The following is an 18801-nucleotide window of genomic DNA, read 5'->3' as shown; positions in this document are numbered from 1 at the left end:
AGAATAGTGGGAATTTTTTGTAACCGGATAGGAGTAATATGAGGTCGGTCGCCATTGTCGGGTTAGGTTGGCTAGGTTTGCCACTGGCGCGACATTTAAAAAATCTAGGCTGGGAAGTTAAAGGCACGAAACGTACTCACGATGGTGTAGAACAGATGCGTTTAATGCGTTTGGAAGCCTATCATTTGGAACTTACCCCTGAAATTAATGCGGATCCTGATGATGTCAGTGCATTGCTTGATGTGGATTCGTTGATCATTAATATTCCGCCGAGCCAATATTTTTTCGATCTCAATCAATATGTCGAAGGCGTACAAAATCTGGTCAACGAAGCCTTATTACAAGGCGTAAGCCACATTATTTTTATTAGTTCCGTCTCCGTTTTTCCTGATATTTCCGCCCATTTTGATGAATCCGTCACGCCACAGCCGGACAGTGATATAGGGCGCGCCTTGGTTGAAATTGAAAACGCCCTGGCAAAAATGCAAGACATCGATTGCGATATTATTCGTTTTGCCGGTTTAGTCGGCAACGATCGCCATCCCGTTTATTCTCTTGCTGGAAAACAAGCACTCAAGAGCGGTCATTCTCCCGTGAATTTAGTCCATCTAGACGATTGCGCACGCGCCATTCAATTATTGTTAGAAACCCCGGGCGGATATCGTTTATATCATTTGGCCGCACCAATGCACCCAACACGGGAAGCCTATTATCAGTATGCGGCGGAAAAATACGGGCTAGAACCACCACACTTTATTAACTCAGAACAAGATCCGCAACGCATTATCATGGCGGAAAAAATTTGTCATGAATTAGAATTTGTTTACCAATATCCGGATCCGAATTTCATGTTGACAACAGAAGAATAAAAGTGCGGTTGTTTTTCAAAATGTTTTTACAACGCCGTTTTATTAACCCCATTAACCCAAACAAACACAGATAAGGAAAGAAAATATGTCAAATACCATTTTGCAACACTTACCCAAAGGTGAAAAAGTCGGTATCGCCTTTTCCGGTGGCTTAGACACCAGCGCGGCACTACTTTGGATGCGTCAACACGGCGCCATTCCTTGCGCTTACACCGCGAACCTTGGCCAACCGGATGAAGACGATTACGAGGCTATTCCGCGCAAAGCCAAAGAATATGGCGCAGAAATGGCCCGCTTAATCGACTGCCGCACGCAATTAGCTCAAGAAGGCATTGCAGCGATCCAATGCGGTGCGTTTCACGTGACGACAGGTGGTTTGACTTATTTCAACACCACTCCATTAGGTCGAGCGGTGACCGGCACCATGTTGGTCTCCGCCATGAAAGAAGATGATGTCAATATTTGGGGCGATGGCAGTACTTACAAAGGCAACGACATCGAACGTTTCTATCGTTACGGCTTAATGACCAACCCAAATTTAAAAATTTATAAACCTTGGTTGGATCAAAAATTCATCGATGAATTGGGCGGCCGTTTTGAGATGTCTAACTTCTTAATTGAAAACGGCTTTGATTACAAAATGTCTGTCGAAAAAGCCTATTCCACCGACTCCAACATGCTTGGCGCGACTCACGAGGCAAAAGACTTGGAATTCTTAAATTCCGGCATTCGTATCGTCAACCCAATCATGGGCGTACCATTCTGGCGTGAAGATGTACAAATCAAAGCAGAAGAAGTGACGGTGCGTTTTGAAGAAGGCATCCCGGTGGCATTAAACGGCAAAACCTTCGACAACATCGTAGAATTGTTCCTTGAAGCCAACCGCATTGGTGGTCGTCACGGCTTAGGGATGTCCGACCAAATCGAAAACCGTATCATTGAGGCGAAATCTCGCGGCATCTACGAAGCCCCGGGGATGGCATTATTGCACATCGCTTACGAACGTTTAGTGACCGGCATCCACAACGAAGACACCATTGAACAATACCGCATCAACGGTATCCGTTTAGGTCGTTTGTTATACCAAGGTCGTTGGTTCGATCCGCAAGCCTTAATGTTGCGCGAAACCGCTCAACGTTGGGTGGCTCGCGCGGTTACCGGTGAAGTAACTTTAGAGCTACGTCGTGGTAACGACTATTCCTTACTCAACACCGAATCGCCGAATTTAACCTACCATCCGGAACGTTTGAGTATGGAAAAAGTGGAAAATGCACCGTTTGATCCGGTCGATCGTATTGGTCAATTAACCATGCGTAACCTTGATATCACCGACACCCGCGACAAACTCGGTATCTATTCCCGCACCGGTTTACTGGCGACAAACAAAGATTCTGCGTTACCGCAATTATACAAAAAAGCGTAAAACGTTCTCTTTGGGAACCGCACTTGACAGCGAAAAAAAAAAGCAAGCCCTTTGGCTTGCTTTTTTATTTTCATAAAACCCATTCAACAGCATCAAACAAAAAAGTGCGGAGAAAATTCACCGCACTTTTAGCCCCGTCTTTTTATCGACTTACAACAAAATCTCCGCACACAAACCGATGCGTTCACCGGCAGCATTTTTACGGTTAGAAAGGTTGAGTTGGTAATGATGCAATTCGGCAATGCGGCGAACAATAGACAAGCCCAAACCGCTGCCTTTTTCGTTTTGGCCGGCGGGGCGATAGAACCGTTGACCGAGTTTAGCCAGATCCGCCTCATCCACACCGCCACCGTTGTCTTCCACCAAAATCTTGTTTTTTTCCAACCGCACTTTAACCTGACTCCCCGTCGGGCAATAACGAATGGCGTTGTCTATCAGATTACGCAGCATAAGCGCCAACAACAACGGCTGCCCCATTTTTACCGGAGGCGCGGCGACGGGCTCAAATGCCAACGTGATTTGGTGTTTTTCCGCATGAAAATACAATTCCCCCATCAGCGACGGAATCAACTGTTCCCAATGAATTTCCTGTAAATTCTCCAGTTCTTTCAAATTATCCAAGCGAGAAAGGGTTAATAATTGCTCGATCAGCTGGGTTGCGCGATCGATGCCTTTGGTCAGATTTTCCAATGCCTGTTCACGTAAGTGGGCGTCATCACCGGCAAGTTGTGCCACTTCCGTTTGAATACGCAAAGCGGCAAGCGGGCTGCGCAATTCATGGGCGGCATCGGACGTAAAACGACGTTCACGCAATAAGGTGGCAGAAGTGCGGTCAAAAAATTGATTCAAATTTTGAATTAACGGCAAGATTTCCGTTGGTAGGTTGTCGGTCGGTAACAACGACGTGTCGTCAGGCAAGCGTTTTGCCACTTGTTCGCCCACGGCTTTTAGGCTGCGTAATTCTCGGCGGATAATCAATCCGAGTGCCGCCAATAAAAACGGCAAACCGGCAAACCAAATCCACATTTGTCCGAAGACCATTTGATTGATGAGATCATCTCGATATTCCAGCTCTTGTCCCACGGCAACCAGCAAACGCCCCCCAGCAACAGGAAGCCAAAAAATACGCCAGTCATCATCGTCCTCACGAATTTTACTGACCGAAAAGCCTTTTTTCGGCGCATAAATAAAATTCTCACCATTTTCACCATCGCTAAGCACGATATTGCCGTCGGGAGTAAAAATCGCAAAGGCTAGGGCATCATCATCAAAGCGGTGCTTTTTAAAAGGACGGCGTGGTTTCTCTTTATCATGGCGTTCCATTAAAAGATTCCGTAAGTCAGAGGAAGCTAGCCGTTCAGCAAAGAGGATTTGTTGTGCATCAAAGACTTGGTTCACTTCTTTACGGACTTGAAACCACGCCACTGCCGTGGAAAGCAACCACACGAAAATCGATGCCAGAGACAAGGTGGCAATTAATCGAAAACGGAGGCTACGCTTGTGCCAATTCAGTTTCTTCATCATTTTTTCCTAAGGCATAGCCCACGCCATGCACGGTGCGAATAAATTGTTTACCGAGTTTTTGGCGCAAATTATAAATATGCACTTCCAAGGCATTGCTGTTGACTTCGTCATCCCAGTTATAAAGTTTTTCTTCAATAAAATCACGGGTGAGGACGCGTTCTTTATTCAGCATAAACAGCTCAAGCAGTTTGTATTCGCGCGTGGTTAATGCAATTTCTTGGTCGTTCAATAATACTTTGCGTTGATTCGGATCGAATTTGACACAGCTATGCTGAATAATCGGACTGGCGTGTCCATAACGACGACGAATCAACGCTTGCAATCGTGCCACCACTTCCGCCAGCGCAAACGGCTTGCATAAATAATCGTCTGCGCCACGTTGTAAGCCCGTAATGCGTTCATCTAAGGTATCTCGCGCCGTTAAAATCAACACAGGCACATCCTGCCCGTTTTTACGCCATGCCTGTAGCACGTCTAATCCATCCATTTTCGGCAAGGTTAAATCTAACACCACCGCATCATAAGGTGCGCCTTGTGCTGCCGCCAATCCGCTTTTGCCGTCAGTAAACCAATCCACCGCAAAGCCCGATTTGGTCAAACCGATTTGAATGCCGTTGCCAATAAGCGCATCGTCTTCGATCAATAAAATTCGCATAAAAAAAATCACCGCACTTTTCACTTGAGAAATCGCTATCATCAAAATAAACAAAAAGTGGCTCATCACCACTTTCTGTTTTTGGTCGGATTATTTTACAATTTTTTCGACACGATCAATATCCACTTCCGTTTTATTCCAAGATTTATCCACTTCGCCGTAAAGTTTCACTTCATCGCTTGGGGAAATATCCTGACCACGCCATGCTTTACGGTCGATTTCCACTTGGAGTTCACCGCTGGCATCTTTGAAAATATAGTCATCTTTACCCACTTGTTTAACGATATTGCCTTGTAAAATCACATATTGATCGTCAACCCACGAAGTGGCGTCTGCTGCTTTGCTTAGTGTTTGTTCGCCATTAACAAACCCACCACGTTTAAAATCCCCTTTTTGATGGTGTTGTACTTGTGACGCATTAGGATCTTGGAAACCGCCTTGGGCAAAGGCACCGCTTGCGGCAACGGTTGCTAATACGAAAATTGTTGCTAAACTACGTTTTTTCATTTGAAATCTCCTTCGTAAAGTTCATTATCACAAAGCCCCTTGCTTTGTTGCGAGTAATTAAATCAAGTAAAAATTAAGAAAAGATTAAGAAGCTTAAAATTTTCTAAAAAAAAGAGAAAAAAGGAAATATTATGCGTTACGACAACATGTCCGCTTTTATTGTGATGGATATTGTACGAGAAGCGGCGAAATACCCGAACGCCATTCATTTTGAAATCGGTCAGCCGGATTTACCGCCTTCCGATAAGGTCAAAGCCGCACTGCAAAATGCCGTGCAACACAATCAATTCAGTTACACAGAAAGCCTCGGGCTTCTGGCGTTGCGAGAAAAAATCGCCGCGTATTATGACCGCACTTATCAGGTGAAAATCAACCCGAATCGGATTTTACTTACTCCGGGCACCAGCGGGGCATTCCTAGTGGCTTATGCCCTCACCTTAAATCACGGGGACAAATTAGGTTTAACGGATCCGTCTTATCCTTGCTATAAAAATTTTGCTTATATGATGGATATTCAGCCGGAATTCATGCCGGTAGATAAACAGGATTGTTATCAATTAAGCGTGGAGCAATTAAAACGCCATCAAATTAAAGCCCTACAAATTTCCTCGCCGGCAAACCCGACAGGCAATATTTACACCACCGAACGCTTGAAAGCGCTTAACGACTATTGTCGTGAACACGACATTGCGTTTATTTCCGATGAGTTGTATCACGGGTTGGTGTATGACGAAACTGCTGCAACCGCCTTGCAATTTAACGACAAGGCGTATGTCATCAACGGTTTTTCTAAATATTTCTGTATGCCGGGCTTACGTTTAGGCTGGATTATCGTGCCGGAAGATAAAGTGCGTGAAGCTGAAATCATTGCGCAAAATATCTTTATTTCTGCACCGACATTAAGCCAATATGCGGCATTAGAAGCCTTTGATGAAGCCCATCTTGCGCAGGTAAAACAGCAATTCCAAGCGCGTCGCGATTTTTTATATAACGCCTTAAAAGACATTTTTACCATTGAATTTAAACCGCAAGGCGCTTTTTATTTGTGGGCGGATGTATCCAAATACACTAATGACAGCTATGAATTTGCCAAACAAATGCTCCATGAAATTCAGGTCGCCACCACGCCGGGCATTGATTTTGGGCAAAACGGCACGAAACATTATTTACGTTTTGCTTACACACGCAACATCGAGCATTTGCAAGAAGGGGTAAACCGCATTAAACAATGGCTGGCAAATAAATAAAAATTACCCGTTTCGGTCATTGAACAGTAAATTTATGCGCCTATAATAGGCATGAATTTTCACTTTCTATTAACAATAAGCCCTAAAATTATGAGTATTCGAATTCTACCTGAAAATGAAATTAAACAAGCGGCAGCCTCTTATACTGCGCCGCCGCTGTTGTTTTCCAACCCTAAAAACTTATATCAACGCCGTGCCGCACGTTTAAGAGAATTAGCGCAGGATCATCCACTCGCTGATTATCTGTTGTTTGCCGCCGCGATTGCCGATGCGCAGTTAGCCTTGCTTGAAACCATACCGATTCCACAAGATCCGCGATTACAAGCACTTTCCGGTGAACAATTAGCAAATAAACCGCTAGATGTGAAAAACTGGCAGCGCGACCCAATTTGGCGCAAATTATTGACCGCACTTTTAGAAAAATTGAAACCCTCTGCCAACGACCAAATTCTCACCACCATCGAATGGTTAGAAAAAGCCGCTGACAGTGAATTGGAAGACCTTGCCGATAACGTCTTGGCGCAAGAATTTGCCACTATTTCCAGCGATAAAGCGGTGTTTGTATGGGCGGCATTATCCTTGTATTGGTTCCAATTAGTGCAACAAATTCCGCACAACGCCAAACAAGAAAGTACCGAAGATTTACATCTTTGCCCGGTTTGCAGCGCCTCTCCAACGGCCAGCATGATTCATTTAGGTACAAATCAAGGCTTGCGCTACATGCACTGTTCTTTATGTGAAAGCGAATGGAATATGGTTCGCACACAATGCACGAACTGCGGAGAAAGCAGCGATTTGGATTATTGGTCCCTTGATGAGCATTTAGCGGCGGTTCGTAGCGAAAGTTGTGGAAGCTGCCACAGCTACCTTAAAGCCTTATACCAAGAAAAAGATCCGAAAATGGAAGTGATTGCTGATGATTTAGCGTCTATCTTTTTGGATATGGAAATGGAGAAAAAAGGCTTTATGAAAAGCGGTTTGAATCCGTTTGTGTTCCCGGCGGAATAAATCAAAACCATTCAAAAAACATGTGAAAAAACCACCGCACTTTAACAATAAAAAAGGCATCCATCAGATGCCTTTTATTTTGGGAGAATTATTTGCCTGATAAATCAATTTGATACACGGCAAAGCCCACTTCATCAGTACCTACTTGTTTCATTGGGTATTGGGCGTTTTCTTTGATAAATTGTGCCGTTTGTTCACTTGGTGACGTTTCAAAGCGGACATCTAATTTATCATTGCCTTTAATTGGTACGAAGCGCCAGTTCTTGTCGGCACGTGGATTCACTGCGCCGTCTTTTTCACTGGTAGCTTTGATGTAATCTGCCAACACTTGACGGTTTTCATCCGGCGCAGCGTAAACAATGTGCTTGTCGCCGGTGCCCGGAAATTTATTACCGTAAGCACGGTAGTTATTGGTGGCGATTAAAAATTCCGCTTTCGGATCCACCGGTTTGCCTTGGTAAGTCAGATTCACCACGCGGTGGGCATCCGGATTGATTAACTTGCACTCGCCGTCATAACGTGGCAGTTGGGTTAAATCGTATTCATAATTGACACCGTCGATCACATCGAAGTTATATGTGCGGAAGCCTTCCCAATCCAATAAAGATTGTGGTTTATCACTTGCCGGATCGATTTGTTTAAACATCCCCGCGCTGCACTCCAACCATTCTTTCAGCTGTTCGCCGCTGACTTTCACGACCACTAAGGTATTCGGATACAAATATAAATCTGCCGCATTGCGGAACGTTAACTCGCCTTTGTTCACTTCGGTGTAGCCTGTCGGATCATTTTTACGTCCGCCCGCTTTAAACGGTGCGCCCGCACTTAAAATTGGCAAGCCAGCCATGGCAGGTACGCTTGGGGCAACTTTTTCCACATAAGCTTTTTGCGCTTGGTTAACAATTTGAATGGTTGGGTCATCTTGCACCAATGCCAAATAGCTATACATATTATCGGTCGCTTTACCAATCGGCTGTGCCACGAATTTACGGGTCGCTTCATGGGTTTCTTTTAAAAGTGCGGTCATTTCCGGGTCATTTTCTGCCAATGCCTTTTTATTTTCCGCATCATAAATTGGACGCAATACCGCTTTGCCGTCGGTCACAATCCATTTGCCGTTATGCTCGCTCAACACCAAATCCACGACACTGATATTGTTCGCCCAGTAACCTGCCATACTTTCCGGCACGCCTTTTACGGTACCTTTAGCAATATCTGCGTTCGGTGATTTGGCAAATTCTTTATTCGGGAACAAGCGGTGGGAGTGACCGAAAATCACCGCATCAATGTGCGGCACATCGGCAAGATAGAACGCGGAGTTTTCTGCACCTTCATGATACGGCTCATCGGATGGGCCGGTATGCGCCAATGCGACGATAATATCCGCGCCTTTTTTCTTCATTTCCGGCACATATTTTTGCGCACTTTTTACAATGTCACGGGTTTCCACTTTGCCCGTTAAATTGGCTTTATCCCACACCATAATTTGCGGCGGCACAAAACCGATATAACCGATTTTTAGCTTATGCGACTTGCCTTTGTTGTCCACCACCGTTTTTTCCTGAATCACGTAAGGTGTGTAATAAGGCTCCTCAGTTCCTGCTTTCACCACGTTGGCGTTCACAATCGGGAACTTCGCCTGTTTGATGGCATCAGCCAAATAATCCAAACCGTAGTTAAACTCGTGGTTACCCAATGTGCCTACTTCATAATGCATGGCATTTAAGCAATCCACCGCCGGGTTTGATTTGCCTTCTTTATAGCCCACCGCGGCTTGATAATCAGCAATCGGGTTGCCTTGAATCAAATCGCCGTTATCCACCAACACACTGTTTTTCACTTCTGCACGAGCTTGACGAATCAAACTTGCTGCACGAGTAAACCCGAATTTCTCTGTCGGCACGTCTTTGTAATAGTCAAAATCCGTCAAGAAACTGTGAATATCGGTGGTACCGATAATGCGTAAATCGACTTGATTATCGCTTTTCGCGAACGCCATGCGATGGCAACTGAGCGCCAACACGCTGGTCGCACCGATTTGAATAAAACGTCTTCTATTCATCATAATAAACTCCTTCATTAGGGGAAATGGGTTGAAAAAATACGGCGTTATTGTAAGGAAATTGAGGGAGCTTTGAAAGGAAAAGTGCGGTCAGAAAAATATCCGTTTTTTTAACCGCACTTTTATCTTTCCATCTTCTTCTCCGCATTGAGAAATAACGATTTTTTCCAACATTTACATTTACCTTTTGCTAAATTGAGATAGAATACATGAGAATAATTTTCAATTTCAAATAAAGAGGTTTTAGAATGTTGAAAAAAACATTATTAGCATTAAGTTGCATCACCATCGCTGTCTCTACTTGCGCAAAAGAAATTACCATTCCAACGGCACGAGGAGAAGTGACATTAGCAGCACCGCCAGCCAAAATTGCAGTATTTGATACGGGAAGCCTTGATACCTTGCAAGCATTAGGTGTGAAAGTAGATGGTGCGGCGGATGTCGGCAAAATACTTCCTTATTTAAAACCAACACTAGAAAAAGCCAAAAATGTCGGTACTATTTTTGAACCCAATTTAGAGGCCTTAAATGAATTAAAACCAGACTTAATTATTGTTGGCACCCGCACAGCAAAAAAATTTGATGATGTCAGCGCCATTGCAAAAACGATCGATTTAACCGATAACGGCAATAAATTAGTGGAAAGCGGCATTCAACGTATTGACAGTTTCGGCCGTTTATTTGATAAACAAGCGGCAGCAGACAAGTTAAAAGGTGAATTGGAAACCTTATTAAAAGACACTAAAGCCGCCGTGAAAGACAAAGGCAACGGTTTAATTATTTTAGTCAACGGTGGCAAAATTTCCGCATTCGGTAGCGGTTATCGTTTAAGTTTTATTCATGATGAACTTGGCGTACCAATGGCGGATCCGAGTATTAAAGGTACCGGTCATGGCCAACCGGCAAGCTTTGAGTTTATTGAAAAAACTAATCCTGACTGGTTGTTTGTGTTAGATCGCATTTCTGCTATTGGCGAAGAGGGTAAAACCGCCAAAGACGTGTTGGATAATGAATTGGTTCGTCGCACTAAAGCCTGGAAAAACGGGCATGTCGTTTATCTCAGTAGCGCTTCCTACCTAGCCCCGGGCGGTGCGGAACAATTAAAAACGGACTTAAACGCGATTAAAGCCGCTTTCGAGAAAAAATAATCACGCTTATCGTTCTCTTCATTGTGTCAAACTAAGGCAATAATGAAGAGAACTTTTTATTGCCTAAAAAAACGCCATGTCGAATATTTTTACCCTAAATCGGATAAATTTTTTCATTCTTGTATTACTCGCCGCATTAAGCATTACCGTGGGCGTAGCCGATTTTCATTGGTCTCAATTTTTTTCTCAGCCGGAACAAATGCAAGTCCTGTTAGTCAGTCGCTTGCCTCGTACCTTCGCCGTCATTTTAGTGGGCGCGACCCTTGGCGTGGCAGGCATGGTATTACAAATTGTCTTAAAAAATCGCTTTATTGAACCGGGCATGATCGGCGCCAGTCAAAGCGCGGCATTGGGGATTTTATTAACCAGCCTATTATTTCCAAGCGCCGCCTTGCTTCTCAAAATGTCCTTCGCCACCGTCTCCGCACTCATCGGCATGGGCATTTTTACCTTATTGTTACAGCAATTGCCGCCACATCAACGTCTCATGGTGCCGTTGGTGGGGATTGTGTTCGGCAATATTATTGAGGCGATGACCACCTTTATTGCCTACGAAACAGACAGCTTACAAACCTTGTCCATTTGGTTTTCCGGCGATTTTTCCGGCATCTTGGCAGGACGTTATGAATTATTATGGCTCACTGCCGCCCTTGCCGTAGTGGTTTATATTATGGCCGATCGTCTGAGCATTACCGGACTGGGGAAAAATATCAGTACCGGCTTAGGGATTAATTATCGTCAAATGACGTGGTTTGCGTTAATTGTAGTGGCGATGATTACCGCGGTAGTCGTAGTCACCGTTGGGCAAATTCCTTTTATTGGTTTGGTTGTCCCCAATATTATTTCCCGCTTAGCCGGTGACCGATTACGCCAAAATCTGCCTTCGGTTGTATTGCTCGGCGCCAATTTGGTCTTGGTTTGTGACATTATAGGTCGAGTCATTAACGCACCTTATGAAGTACCGATTTCGACCATTTTCGGCATTGTCGGCACATTGATTTTCCTCTATTTGTTATTTAAGGGGAAAGCCAATGCAAAATAATCGCGTCATGTTATTACTCTGTGCCCTACTCACGTTTGCTTGCGTCTTTTTTATGACCTATCACGCCAATGGTAACTGGGATTTCATTTTGCCGTTTCGTGGAAAGAAACTGTTGTTATTGCTGATGATGGCCTACACCATTGGCATATCTACATTGCTATTCCAAACCTTAACCAATAACCCGATTCTAACACCCAGTATTTTAGGCTTCGACTCCTTATATTTATTGGTGCAAAGCATTTTAGTGTTTCTCTTCGGCGGGATTGGATTTACACAACTCAATGTGGCCGGCAAATTTGCTTTTGAAACTTTGCTTATGTTGCTTGGCGCACTCCTGTTATTCCGTACACTCAGCAAAAACAACAGCGATCTTGCCCGCATGATTTTGGTAGGGATTATTTTCGGTGTGCTTTTCCGCAGTGTAAATAACCTGCTACAGCGCATGATAGATCCCAATGAATTCGCCGTCGCACAAGGATCTTCCTTTGCCAGCTTTAACACGGTGAACCCAACCTTATTATGGATTGGTACTGTCATTACATTGGTCAGCGCCCTGTGGATTTGGCAACAACGTTTTAAATTAGATGTACTACTACTGGGGCGTGAACGCGCTATCGGATTAGGCTTGGAATATCATCAGTTCAGCCGCCAATTACTCATTTGCTGCGCATTTTTAGTGTCAATTTCCACCGCACTTGTGGGACCGATTCTGTTTTTAGGCTTATTGGTATGTGCCATCGTCAATGCCATCAGCCCGACCATGCACCACAGCATTCGCATCCCAATGACGTTTATGGTGTCGGCCATCACATTAGTAAGCGGTCAAGCCGTGTTCGAACAGGTAATGAAGATGCAGGGTGTGCTTAGCGTAGTTATCGAATTTCTCGGTGGATTGGTGTTTATCTATTTGATGTTAAGACGGGCAAAATAAAGGAATTTCTTGTGATAAAAATTGAAAATATAACCTATAAAATTAATCAAGCGACGATTTTAAATAACATTAATCTCACCATCCCAAACGGTGGTATTACCGCATTAATCGGCGCTAATGGTGCCGGTAAATCCACGCTACTCTCTTTGGTTGCGCGCTTAAATCCGATTCAACAAGGGCAAATTTGGCTAAATGATATGGATATTGGCACCACGCCATCACGCACAATTGCGCAAAACCTGGCAATTCTGACCCAAGATAATGTGATTCATAGTCGCATTACGGTAAAAGATTTGTTGATTTTCGGCCGTTATCCGCACCATCAGGGGCGTCCGACGGAAGAAGACAATGCCATTATCCGCGATGCCTTACAGCGTTTTGAATTAGCACCCTTAGCTAATCGTTTTCTTAGCGAACTTTCCGGCGGTCAACGTCAACGCACCCTGATTGCCATGACCTTCTGTCAAAAAACCGATCATGTACTGCTTGATGAACCTTTAAATAATCTTGATATGTTCCACGCCCGCGAGCTCATGCGCTTGCTACGCCAACTGACCGATGAACTGGCACTGACAACGGTAATGGTGGTGCATGACATCAATATGGCGGCCGCCTACGCTGACACGATTGTTGCCATGAAAAACGGTGAAATCGCAATGATTGGCACACCTACCGAAATTATCACGAAAGAAAACTTAAAATCAGTGTTTAATTTGGATGCAGACGTGTTGGATTATCAAGGGAAAAGATTAGTGATACATCATATTTGATAAATGGTGGTACGACTTTTATAAAAAAGTGCGGTCGATTTTCACAACGTTTTTAAAACAGCTGGAAAAACCACCGCACTTTCAAAACTAACGTAACAAGCGTTCTACTTCATTGGCTTTGACAAGGAATTCTTTACGTTCAGCCGTTGCCATACCGCTGCTTCCTCCCGGAAGTTTGACCGTAAGCGGATTCACAGGGCGTCCGTTAATATGAAATTCATAGTGTAAGTGCGGGCCGGTTGAGCGACCGGTATTCCCCGACAATGCAATACGCTCCCCTTTCTTCACACTTTGCCCGGCTTTCACCAACGGACGGCTCAAGTGCATATACACGGTTTGGTATTCTCGAGAATGACGAATGACCACATAGCGACCGGCACCATTTGCCTGATACGCAATTTTTTCTACCGTACCATCTGCCGGTGCAATAACCGGCGTGCCTATCGGCATAGAAAAATCCACGCCTTTATGTGGCGCAATACGACCTGTAACAGGGTGAAGACGACGCGGGTTAAACGGTGAAGATACGCGCGCTTGACGTTGCAATGGATAACGTGAGAACCCTTTACCTAAGGTTTCCCCTTGGCGGTTATAATAACGTCCGTTCGCCGCTTGAATCGCGTAATAACCTTTTCCTCCAGTCATAATATGAATGGCTTCTACGTTACCTTGACCGGTACGCTTCTCTTCTAGATATTCGCGAGAAACTAAAATCGATATCTTGGTGTCTTTTTTCAGTTGTTTTAAACTCACCTGCCACTGTAACGCAGAAGTCAGTTGATAAATTTGACGATTATCTAAACCTAATTTTTTCAAACTATTAACGAAAGAACCATCCATTTCACCACGTAGCACTTCTCGCATCCAAACGCTTTTCTTTTCTAAAATCTGGCGGTTAAATTTACCTTCTGGCTGTAATTCGTAAATGTGCTCTTTTTTCTGTGAAACTAGCCAATTCAAATATTCTAATTCACCGTCATTATTTAAAATCCAATAGAATTGTTGTCCCGCTTGCAGATGGTTGAGCTCAGGATAAGCGGCAATCAGTTGTTTGCTGGTGTCATCTTCTAAACCGGAAAGTTCTAATATATCCTTTAAGGTATCACCCTTAACAACGGTATGACTAAATTGATCTTTGATTCTCATCGCTTGATCCGCCACATCTAAAATATTCACGACAGCATCTTTCGCATCACTTGGCAATGTATCCAGATCATCAAATTCATCATGGGTTTTGACTTCTTCCGATTCATCGTCTTTCCCCACATCATCCTCATAAGAAGTGGCCTCATCTACAGCATTGAGGTTAAAGGTGTCGGCTAAAATTTGTGTTTCTTGAATAGCTTCATTGGTAAAAGAAACGACATAGGAAGAAACAGGATAAAGCTCACCTAACGAGAGAATTTCCTGAAGTAGATGATTCGTATCAGAAAGTGTATTTTGGGTCGAAAGGTTGGAATAGGTGGGATTTTTAACACTTTCGATTTTATCTTCTGCGGTGTCATTTAAATGCAGAAAAAAGCCGATAAAAATCAACAAAAGCGCCAAAAAGAAAATAAGCGCTTTAATACGCGACTTTCTTTGGCGACGTTCTCTTGCTAATTTTACGTGTTGTACCACTGTGGTTTCCTTACAACGGATAAACTAAGTTTACTTATGGACTCAATAAAAATAAAAAAATTCAACGGATAAAGCGAAATTCCTGACAAACGGCGCAATTATACACATAAATTATCGGGGAACTTGTTAAATCATAAAAAATAAGCTATTTTTAGCGCAATTTTTCTCCAATGAAATCTCAAATAGAACCCATCATGCAAATCAATGCAATAAAAGTGCCCTTAGTCGAATTAAAAGACATCAATGTAAAATACGGGCAACAAGTCGCACTCAGTCATATTAACCTCACCATTTACCCAAACTCGATTATTACTATCGTAGGGCCCAACGGCGGTGGTAAATCCACACTATTAAAAGTCTTACTTAAACTACAACAACCGACTTCTGGATCTGTGCGTTACAACAAAAATATTCGTATTGGTTACGTCCCGCAAAAGATTCATTTAGACCATAACTTACCCATTACCGTTGAAAAGTTTTTATCCTTAAAAAAAGGAATTTCTCGGCAGGATATCCAAGATACCACGACGTTGTTGTCCATTAGCCATCTCATTCACAACAGTATGCAAAAACTTTCCGGTGGAGAAATGCAACGGGTTTTACTGGCACGAGCGATTTTAAACAAACCCAATTTATTGGTGTTAGACGAACCCACTCAGGGCGTAGATATGACCGGTCAGGCAGAGCTTTATCAACTGATTCAGCAGACCCGTGAAAAATTAAATTGTGCAATTTTGATGGTGTCGCATGATTTACATATTGTCATGGCTGACACTAACGAAGTGCTGTGTATTAACCAGCATATTTGTTGCGCCGGCACGCCTGAAACTGTTTCAAACGATCCAACGTTTATTCACTTTTTCGGCGATCAGTTTTCTAAAAATATTGCGGTTTATACCCATCACCACAATCATCGTCATGATATGCACGGCGACATTTGCGGCATGGAATCGCCCCATTCACACTAACGATTCATATTATGTTTGATATTCTTTTTCCCGCCTGGATTACAGGTATGGTACTTTCGCTGATTACGGCTCCGCTCGGGGCATTTGTGGTCTGGCGTAAAATGGCTTATTTCGGCGATACACTTTCCCACTCGGCGTTATTGGGTGTTGCGCTTGGTATTTTTTTACAAATTAACCCTTATATCGCCATTTTAGTCCTCACAGTCTTGCTTTCCATTGCCATGGTTTGGTTGGAAAATAATACGCAATTTTCTGTGGATACGTTGCTTGGCATTATTGCCCATAGCTGTCTTTCTATCGGCGTTGTCACGGTCGGTTTACTCCAAAATGTGCGGGTCGATTTAATGTCCTATTTATTCGGCGATTTACTGGCTATCACTTATGACGATCTCATTTACATCAGTCTTGGCGCCATTGTCGTACTTGCTGCATTAATCTATTTTTGGAAACCGCTAATTTCCACCACGATCAGCCCGGAGTTGGCTCAAGTGGAAGGCATTAACGTGAAAAGAATGCGTTTTATTCTGATGATATTAACAGCATTAACCATTGCCTTAAGTATGAAATTTGTCGGTGCATTAATTATCACCTCGCTCCTTATCATTCCGGCAGCCGCCGCCAAGCGCTTTGCCCGCACACCGGAAAGCATGGTTGGCGTTGCCGTGCTTGTTAGCATGCTCGCGGTTTCCATGGGATTAACCTTATCCGCCTATTACGATACCGCCGCAGGCCCCTCCGTCGTCATTTGCTCGACCTTTCTCTTTTTGTGTTCATTACTGAAAAAAGAACCGAATTAAATTTGCATTCACCACAATCAATACATAAAAAAACGACCGCACTTTAAGAGGAAAATCTAAAGTGCGGTCGCTTTTTTTCATTTTTTTAAATTACAACGTTGGACGAATCCCTAACGTATGGCAAATCGCGTAAGTAAGTTCACTACGGTTTAAGGTGTAGAAGTGGAAGTCTTTTACGCCTTCACGAGATAATACGCGCACCATATCCATAGCGATACTTGCCGCCACTAAATTACGGGTCGTTTGGTCGTCATCTAACCCGTCATACATTTTCGCCATCCAGGTAGGAATTTTCACATTGGTAATTTCGGCCATTTTTTGAAGCTGTTTGAAGTTAGTGACCGGTAAAATGCCCGGCACGATTTCTGCATCAATGCCAATAGAGGCACAGCGGTCACGGAAACGCAAATAGCTATCGATGTCAAAGAAGAATTGCGTAATCACGTGATTAGCGCCGGCATCAATTTTACGTTTTAAATTGATTAAGTCCGCTTGTGCTGATTTTGCTTCCGGGTGCACTTCCGGATAGGCAGCAACGGAAATATCAAAGTCCGCTACTTCACGGAGCAATGTCACTAAATCTGCGGCATAAAAAGGCTTTTTCTCATAACCTTTCGGCTCATCACCACGTAACGCCACAATACGTCGAATGCCACTATCCCAATAGTCTTTTGCAATGCGACGTAATTCATCCGGTGTCGCATCAATGCCAGTTAAATGCGGTGCCGCTTCTAAACCGGTTTCCTGTTTAATATGTTTTACAACACCGTGCGTACGTTCACGTTCACCGGAGTTTGCCCCGTAAGTCACAGAAACAAATTTTGGCTTTAAGACTTTTAAACGATGAATGGATTCCCACAAAATATTTTCCATTTTTTCATTTTTAGGTGGGAAAAATTCAAAGGAAACGTTAATTTTGCCGTTCAGATCGGCTAAGTGTTGGTTTAAATTATCAATTTCTTTTGCATAACTCATAAAGTTACCTCATTTCAAATCTGTCAAATATATTGGTTAAATTAAAGAGAAAGGGAATATGTGTCAATTTCAAATATTTCATTCATTGAATGAATGAAATTAATGTTTAGCATAAAAAGCCTGTGACAATCACAGGCTTTAAAAACATTGTTTTTTCTTACCGCACTTTTGTCTAATTGCGACGCCGCGCCAACAGCCACCAAGTAATCAGCAGGAACAGTACACTTGGCATCAAGGCGCCAATAAGCGGTGTGCTGTTATACACTAAGCTGAATTTACCAAATAACTCATTCACCACATAAAACAAGAAGCCGAAAGAAATTCCGATAAGAATACGTGCACCGGCAGTCACGCTACGCAACGGACCAAAAATAAAGGACAACGCCAACATCATCATCACGCCTACAGAAACCGGTTGGAGCAATTTACGCCAATAGGTCAACTCGAAATTTCTGGAATCCTGTCCGGTTTCTTTCAGGAAGGCGATGTAATTCGATAACCCCGAAATAGACAATGATGTTGGACGCAATGATGCCACACCTAGTTTATCCGGCGTTAAGTTGGTCTCCCAGTCTTCATTTAAACGATTGATAGTCACCACTTCATCGGGTTGAATACGGGATTCATTGACTTGTCGTAACGTCCATTTGCCATTGTTAAAAGACGCTTGATTCGCATGTTTCATTTTTTCTAATTGGCGTTGTTCATTGAAGGTATAAATATAAATATCGTTCAATTCCACATCATCAGAAATGCTACGCACATACACGAAATTATTGCCGTCTTTTGCCCAAATGCCATTTTTCACCGAAAGCATAGAACCGCCGGAAATCGCTTTGGATCGCATATCACGCGCAAATTGCTCGGTTTGTGGGATTCCCCATTCACCAATCACCATTGTCAACAAGACTAATGGAATAGTCGTTTTCATCACCGCAATGCCGATGCGTATGCGTGAAAATCCTGACGATTGCATCACCACTAATTCACTACGACTGGCAAGATTCCCCAAGGCAATTAATGCACCAAGCAATGCCGCCATAGGGAAAAAGGTTTCTACATCTTTCGGCATGGTCAACACCGTATAAGCAATAGCCTGCAAGATATCGTAAGTGCCTTTCCCCACGCTACGGAATTGCTCTACAAATTTAATAATGGCAGATAATCCCACTAACATGAACAAGGTGGCGAAAATCGTGCCTAAAATACTTTTACCGATATATCGTTCTAAGGTATTCATTCAGTTATCCCTGTT

17 protein-coding genes are annotated in these 18801 nt (G+C 43.4%); 10 read left to right on the top strand and 7 right to left on the bottom strand.

Translation table 11 applies throughout. The annotated features are described in order from the left end of the window. Window positions 1–38: 38 nt before the first annotated feature. On the top strand, window positions 39–869 hold the full coding sequence (locus tag LQ983_RS08650; RefSeq protein WP_230622375.1) for an SDR family oxidoreductase: 831 nt from the start codon (window positions 39–41) through the stop codon (window positions 867–869). A gap of 85 nt (window positions 870–954) precedes the next feature. Continuing rightward, window positions 955–2292 carry an argininosuccinate synthase gene (gene argG / locus LQ983_RS08645; RefSeq protein ID WP_230622374.1) on the top strand — a complete coding sequence of 446 codons (1338 nt, stop codon included), beginning with the start codon at window positions 955–957 and terminating at the stop codon, window positions 2290–2292. Between the two features lie 150 nt (window positions 2293–2442). Here argG and qseC read toward each other — a convergent pair whose 3' ends face one another. The 3 genes from qseC to LQ983_RS08630 all read right to left on the bottom strand — a co-directional run bounded on the left by qseC (window position 2443) and on the right by LQ983_RS08630 (window position 4978). Next, window positions 2443–3816: a quorum sensing histidine kinase QseC gene (qseC, locus tag LQ983_RS08640; RefSeq protein WP_230622373.1), complete on the bottom strand. Its 1374-nt coding sequence runs from the start codon at window positions 3814–3816 to the stop codon at window positions 2443–2445. Continuing rightward, window positions 3785–4471, bottom strand: coding sequence for a response regulator (locus tag LQ983_RS08635; RefSeq protein ID WP_230622372.1), 687 nt, complete (start codon window positions 4469–4471; stop codon window positions 3785–3787). Before LQ983_RS08635 ends, qseC begins: the two co-directional genes overlap by 32 nt. A gap of 90 nt (window positions 4472–4561) precedes the next feature. Next, a complete protein-coding gene (locus LQ983_RS08630) occupies window positions 4562–4978 on the bottom strand; it encodes a YgiW/YdeI family stress tolerance OB fold protein (protein WP_109128011.1) in 417 nt (138 codons plus the stop codon). A 131-nt stretch (window positions 4979–5109) separates the two neighbouring features. Here LQ983_RS08630 and LQ983_RS08625 point away from each other — a divergent pair, with 131 nt between their 5' ends. Together LQ983_RS08625 and fdhE are read left to right on the top strand one after the other, a co-directional pair. Then, a complete protein-coding gene (locus LQ983_RS08625; RefSeq protein ID WP_230622371.1) occupies window positions 5110–6225 on the top strand; it encodes a pyridoxal phosphate-dependent aminotransferase in 1116 nt (371 codons plus the stop codon). A gap of 90 nt (window positions 6226–6315) precedes the next feature. Then, a complete protein-coding gene (gene fdhE, locus LQ983_RS08620) occupies window positions 6316–7233 on the top strand; it encodes a formate dehydrogenase accessory protein FdhE (protein WP_230622370.1) in 918 nt (305 codons plus the stop codon). A gap of 88 nt (window positions 7234–7321) precedes the next feature. Here fdhE and cpdB read toward each other — a convergent pair whose 3' ends face one another. After that, on the bottom strand, window positions 7322–9298 hold the full coding sequence (cpdB, locus tag LQ983_RS08615) for a 2',3'-cyclic-nucleotide 2'-phosphodiesterase (RefSeq protein WP_230622369.1): 1977 nt from the start codon (window positions 9296–9298) through the stop codon (window positions 7322–7324). Between the two features lie 245 nt (window positions 9299–9543). Here cpdB and LQ983_RS08610 point away from each other — a divergent pair, with 245 nt between their 5' ends. From LQ983_RS08610 to LQ983_RS08595, 4 genes are all read left to right on the top strand, one after another. Continuing rightward, a complete protein-coding gene (locus tag LQ983_RS08610) occupies window positions 9544–10443 on the top strand; it encodes a siderophore ABC transporter substrate-binding protein (RefSeq protein WP_230622368.1) in 900 nt (299 codons plus the stop codon). 76 nt (window positions 10444–10519) lie between these two features. Further along, a complete protein-coding gene (locus LQ983_RS08605) occupies window positions 10520–11485 on the top strand; it encodes an ABC transporter permease (RefSeq protein ID WP_230622367.1) in 966 nt (321 codons plus the stop codon). Then, window positions 11475–12416, top strand: coding sequence for an iron chelate uptake ABC transporter family permease subunit (locus LQ983_RS08600; protein ID WP_230622366.1), 942 nt, complete (start codon window positions 11475–11477; stop codon window positions 12414–12416). Before LQ983_RS08605 ends, LQ983_RS08600 begins: the two co-directional genes overlap by 11 nt. Window positions 12417–12427: 11 nt before the next feature. Continuing rightward, window positions 12428–13186 carry an ABC transporter ATP-binding protein gene (locus tag LQ983_RS08595; protein WP_230622365.1) on the top strand — a complete coding sequence of 253 codons (759 nt, stop codon included), beginning with the start codon at window positions 12428–12430 and terminating at the stop codon, window positions 13184–13186. A gap of 87 nt (window positions 13187–13273) precedes the next feature. Here the strand turns inward: LQ983_RS08595 and mepM are convergent, their stop codons facing one another. Then, the gene (gene mepM, locus LQ983_RS08590) at window positions 13274–14806 is read right to left on the bottom strand and encodes a murein DD-endopeptidase MepM (RefSeq protein WP_230622364.1); all 1533 of its coding nucleotides are present in this window, start codon (window positions 14804–14806) and stop codon (window positions 13274–13276) included. Between the two features lie 194 nt (window positions 14807–15000). Here mepM and znuC point away from each other — a divergent pair, with 194 nt between their 5' ends. Continuing rightward, window positions 15001–15774, top strand: a complete 774-nt coding sequence (gene znuC, locus LQ983_RS08585) for a zinc ABC transporter ATP-binding protein ZnuC (protein WP_230622637.1) — start codon at window positions 15001–15003, stop codon at window positions 15772–15774. Window positions 15775–15785: 11 nt separating this feature from the next. Continuing rightward, window positions 15786–16571 (top strand): zinc ABC transporter permease subunit ZnuB, encoded by a 786-nt coding sequence (znuB, locus tag LQ983_RS08580; RefSeq protein WP_230622363.1) that lies wholly within the window; start codon window positions 15786–15788, stop codon window positions 16569–16571. 90 nt (window positions 16572–16661) lie between these two features. Here the strand turns inward: znuB and metF are convergent, their stop codons facing one another. Next, the gene (metF, locus tag LQ983_RS08575; RefSeq protein ID WP_230622362.1) at window positions 16662–17546 is read right to left on the bottom strand and encodes a methylenetetrahydrofolate reductase; all 885 of its coding nucleotides are present in this window, start codon (window positions 17544–17546) and stop codon (window positions 16662–16664) included. 172 nt (window positions 17547–17718) lie between these two features. Then, window positions 17719–18786 (bottom strand): LPS export ABC transporter permease LptG, encoded by a 1068-nt coding sequence (lptG, locus tag LQ983_RS08570; protein ID WP_111305393.1) that lies wholly within the window; start codon window positions 18784–18786, stop codon window positions 17719–17721. Window positions 18787–18801 lie beyond the last annotated feature (15 nt).

It is taken from the genome of Aggregatibacter sp. Marseille-P9115 (assembly GCF_920939465.1).
Taxonomy (GTDB): Bacteria; Pseudomonadota; Gammaproteobacteria; order Enterobacterales; family Pasteurellaceae; genus Aggregatibacter; species Aggregatibacter segnis_B.
Note: the sequence above shows the minus strand (reverse complement) of the source record. Positions and strands in the feature narration are given on the sequence as shown.

Excerpts from the sequence above, each read along its gene's own strand:
- LQ983_RS08650 (WP_230622375.1), top strand. The coding sequence starts at position 39 with ATGAGGTCGGTCGCCATTGTCGGGTTAGGTTGGCTAGGTTTGCCACTG.
- argG (WP_230622374.1), top strand. The coding sequence starts at position 955 with ATGTCAAATACCATTTTGCAACACTTACCCAAAGGTGAAAAAGTCGGT.
- qseC (WP_230622373.1), bottom strand. The coding sequence starts at position 3,816 with ATGATGAAGAAACTGAATTGGCACAAGCGTAGCCTCCGTTTTCGATTA.
- LQ983_RS08635 (WP_230622372.1), bottom strand. The coding sequence starts at position 4,471 with ATGCGAATTTTATTGATCGAAGACGATGCGCTTATTGGCAACGGCATT.
- LQ983_RS08630 (WP_109128011.1), bottom strand. The coding sequence starts at position 4,978 with ATGAAAAAACGTAGTTTAGCAACAATTTTCGTATTAGCAACCGTTGCC.
- LQ983_RS08625 (WP_230622371.1), top strand. The coding sequence starts at position 5,110 with ATGCGTTACGACAACATGTCCGCTTTTATTGTGATGGATATTGTACGA.
- fdhE (WP_230622370.1), top strand. The coding sequence starts at position 6,316 with ATGAGTATTCGAATTCTACCTGAAAATGAAATTAAACAAGCGGCAGCC.
- cpdB (WP_230622369.1), bottom strand. The coding sequence starts at position 9,298 with ATGATGAATAGAAGACGTTTTATTCAAATCGGTGCGACCAGCGTGTTG.
- LQ983_RS08610 (WP_230622368.1), top strand. The coding sequence starts at position 9,544 with ATGTTGAAAAAAACATTATTAGCATTAAGTTGCATCACCATCGCTGTC.
- LQ983_RS08605 (WP_230622367.1), top strand. The coding sequence starts at position 10,520 with ATGTCGAATATTTTTACCCTAAATCGGATAAATTTTTTCATTCTTGTA.
- LQ983_RS08600 (WP_230622366.1), top strand. The coding sequence starts at position 11,475 with ATGCAAAATAATCGCGTCATGTTATTACTCTGTGCCCTACTCACGTTT.
- znuC (WP_230622637.1), top strand. The coding sequence starts at position 15,001 with ATGCAAATCAATGCAATAAAAGTGCCCTTAGTCGAATTAAAAGACATC.
- znuB (WP_230622363.1), top strand. The coding sequence starts at position 15,786 with ATGTTTGATATTCTTTTTCCCGCCTGGATTACAGGTATGGTACTTTCG.
- metF (WP_230622362.1), bottom strand. The coding sequence starts at position 17,546 with ATGAGTTATGCAAAAGAAATTGATAATTTAAACCAACACTTAGCCGAT.
- lptG (WP_111305393.1), bottom strand. The coding sequence starts at position 18,786 with ATGAATACCTTAGAACGATATATCGGTAAAAGTATTTTAGGCACGATT.